This is a genomic window from Candidatus Neomarinimicrobiota bacterium, assembly GCA_034716895.1.
Taxonomy (GTDB): Bacteria; Fidelibacterota; UBA8477; order UBA8477; family JABMPR01; genus JABMPR01.
Map to the genome: position 1 here is coordinate 1 of JAYEKW010000121.1, position 2,923 is coordinate 2,923.

Annotated in this window: 4 protein-coding genes and 1 CRISPR repeat array; of the genes, 3 read left to right on the forward strand and 1 reads right to left on the reverse strand. The window is 42.4% G+C overall.

Translation table 11 applies throughout. The annotated features are described in order from the left end of the window. The coding region (locus U9Q77_07785; protein MEA3287260.1) for a D-aminoacyl-tRNA deacylase at positions 1-136 on the reverse strand (136 nt) is incomplete at its 3' end. 397 nt (positions 137-533) lie between these two features. On the opposite strand from U9Q77_07785, the gene U9Q77_07790 reads away from it, so the two are divergent. The 3 genes from U9Q77_07790 to cas2 are packed head-to-tail and all read left to right on the forward strand — an operon-like array spanning position 534 to position 2,379. Continuing rightward, positions 534-1,151, forward strand: a complete 618-nt coding sequence (locus tag U9Q77_07790; protein MEA3287261.1) for a hypothetical protein — start codon at positions 534-536, stop codon at positions 1,149-1,151. Beyond that, positions 1,142-2,107, forward strand: coding sequence for a CRISPR-associated endonuclease Cas1 (gene cas1 / locus U9Q77_07795; GenBank protein MEA3287262.1), 966 nt, complete (start codon positions 1,142-1,144; stop codon positions 2,105-2,107). The genes U9Q77_07790 and cas1 overlap by 10 nt, the downstream gene beginning before the upstream one ends. After that, entirely contained in the window at positions 2,092-2,379 is a 288-nt protein-coding gene (gene cas2, locus U9Q77_07800) for a CRISPR-associated endonuclease Cas2 (GenBank protein ID MEA3287263.1), read from the forward strand. Before cas1 ends, cas2 begins: the two co-directional genes overlap by 16 nt. 137 nt (positions 2,380-2,516) lie before the next feature. Next, positions 2,517-2,912: direct repeats of the CRISPR family, unit length 36 nt; unit sequence GTCTGAAACCTCCCCGAATTCTTAGGGGATTAAGAC. Positions 2,913-2,923: the final 11 nt, after the last annotated feature.

Here is a 2,923-nt window from a genome sequence, read left to right on the forward strand (position 1 = left end):
CCAGCCAATCAGCATCCTGGATCTCATCATCATGGGCTACTCCCAACAGGACTACCAAGCCGATCCCGATCTTAGCGTGGGGTTTCCCCTGAATTTTGACTTCCCCTTCACTGACTCTTTGGATGACAGCAATCATAATTGGTTTTTATTTATTCCCTGAGTTTGGACGAATGTTCATCATAGTGTCACTTAACCAGAAGCATCTTTTTTGTCAAGGAAAGATTTTTTGCCGTCAAAGAATAGAGATACACACCACTTGATCATTCGTGACCCCTGAATTGTGCAATATGCGTCCCTTTATTTTTGAATTCTCTTTGGCGATCTCGCAAAAAGACCCTCTCGAGCGCGCAGAGCGTTGTATTGAGTTCATCGAAATGACGCAAAGTTTTGATATATATGGATCTAAGCATATTCACTATATGTGGATGTATTTAATGATTTTAGGGCACATTTAATGAATTCCCAGATACTTTTTGCGAGGGCGGCAAGCTTGTCAAACTAATCTCCAGGATGAAGTCAAGTTAATATGTACCATGATGGGATTATATATTGCGCAGATATTAGGGAAAGTATTGGGTGGTTTGGAATCAGTATTCACCCAAACAATGCGTGTTTGGAATATTTTCTGCAACCTGTATAAAAACAACACAGCCAGGATGTCAAAAAGAGAACTGGGCTGGTATAAAACCCAGCTTGAGGAGGCCCAATCCAGGGCAGACTTCACTTTGGCTAGCGTTATTCTCTATCGCATTTTGGAAAAACAGGCTACAGACCTACTCAATATACATTTCCCTTTCACGGATTGGACACATTCGCCATACAGTCAAATTAAAAACCAGATTATGGTACGTAAACAGGTGCTCTTTCCGGCTTCTTCAGTCCACTTACCTTTTAAACCAGGCCTTACAGATAAATTATTAGCGATAAGCATATTTTGGCCTGACTCAATTCAAATTCAGTTGATTGAAAAGGTCGTGGAACATGCAGAAACCCGTCATCGAGCCTGGCTGGTTCATGGAGACGTAATGGTTACGAAAAAAGCATACGAGGCCATGCAGAATGTCTTTACTGAGATACTGGTTTGCATTGAGGCTATTGGAGAAGTCGGTCAGGAATACAATAAAACGAATGAGGGTATATCATGGAGCTAATGCTAACCACACCAGGTACCCGATTAGGGATTAAGAATGGCAAGCTGGAGGTGAGTAGAGAAGGTGATGTTCTGGGAAAGCACCCTGCAAATACCATTAAATCACTGATCTGTCTTCCAGGGGTGCATCCCAATGAATCAGTTATTTCTCAAATAAGCCGGAACGGAGGTAAACTTGTTTTTCTTTCCTCAGCCGGGAGGTTGAAGAGCATGTTGGTCACAGTGGGAGATGCTGGTAATGTGCAGACCCGTATGCACCAATTTTCAGGATTTGCGAATAGAGAGATGTGCCTGAGGCTTTCAAAGTCAATTGCCAAATCAAAGATTCATAATATGGATCGATTTTCCAGGGAGTTTTCAGATGAGATTCATGTTGATTTAAGAAATCTAAAAAACACGATTTCAGGTATTGATGATATTTCAACCTTGCGCGGCGTAGAGGGCTTAGCCGCAAAAATGTATTTTTCTGAGCTAAGGAAACGAATTCCTGAAAAGCATAGAGCCAATATGCGGATCAAACGCTTTGCCCCTGATGCTATGAACCAGGCTCAGTCATTTGTTTATTCCATGCTTCACCATACGATGATCGGTTTAATTCATGGAGCAGGCTTGGATCCATTTTTGGGATTTTATCATCAACCGAGTTACAATCATGCTGCTTTGGCCTCTGATCTCATGGAGCCATATCGTGCGCAAGTGTGTGATAGAATAATCGTGAAAACCTTCAAAAATGGTGAATTCCTGAAAGCACTGGCAGAAAATGATACGCCAGAAAAAGGATTGGGACAAATGGGTCTCACAATTCTCAGAAAAGCCTATATCGAGAGGTTAGAAGAAAAGGTTCTGGTGGATGGTGAGGAAAGATCGTTTTTGAGACTCATGCATCATGACGTTTTCGATTTGCGGAGATTATTGGACGGTGAAGAAGATGAGTTTCAGCCATGGCTAAGTGCATAATGGTAAAATATGTAGTTGCATTTGATATTCATTCAAACCGAGCCCGTTACCGGGTCAATAAAATTATAGGCAGCTGGGGGCAGCGGGTTCAGAAAAGTGTTTATGAGATTTCTATTCCAGACGAAGAATCTACTGGTTTTCAACTCAGCCTCAAAAAGTTGATGGGTGAAAGCGATTCTATCCGCTTTTATCACCAAACGGATACTCAAAAAGTCTTGTGCCTGGGCAACAATGAGGTTAAAATCAGCTCACCGAAATTAGTTGTTTATTGACAAATGGCTCTCCAATGAGTAAAAACAAGGGTTTAGATGTGAATATTCAAAAATACAAGAAAAATTTAGTCTATTTTTCAGGGTTTCTCCAAAATAGGGTCTACAGCCCTTGCTGGCAAAGGCTTACAGAGGCCAGAGTCTGAAACCTCCCCGAATTCTTAGGGGATTAAGACAAGAGTGGGGTTGGGCGAAAGAGCGCGAACAACTGTGTCTGAAACCTCCCCGAATTCTTAGGGGATTAAGACTGATATAATTTTGAGCTGAAGGGTCGCTGTGTCTCGTCTGAAACCTCCCCGAATTCTTAGGGGATTAAGACGTCCAACAATAGTGCCAGTAAACCCCGAGCTTATCCGTCTGAAACCTCCCCGAATTCTTAGGGGATTAAGACCGACTATAAAGATCGGCAACAACGCGGAAGAAGCGCGTCTGAAACCTCCCCGAATTCTTAGGGGATTAAGACCCAGCTACCATTACTATCACCAGGTTTTAGTTTTGCTGTCTGAAACCTCCCCGAATTCTTAGGGGATTAAGACGCAACTCCGAC

Excerpts from the sequence above, each read along its gene's own strand:
- cas1 (MEA3287262.1), top strand. The coding sequence starts at position 1,142 with ATGGAGCTAATGCTAACCACACCAGGTACCCGATTAGGGATTAAGAAT.
- U9Q77_07790 (MEA3287261.1), top strand. The coding sequence starts at position 534 with ATGATGGGATTATATATTGCGCAGATATTAGGGAAAGTATTGGGTGGT.
- cas2 (MEA3287263.1), top strand. The coding sequence starts at position 2,092 with ATGGCTAAGTGCATAATGGTAAAATATGTAGTTGCATTTGATATTCAT.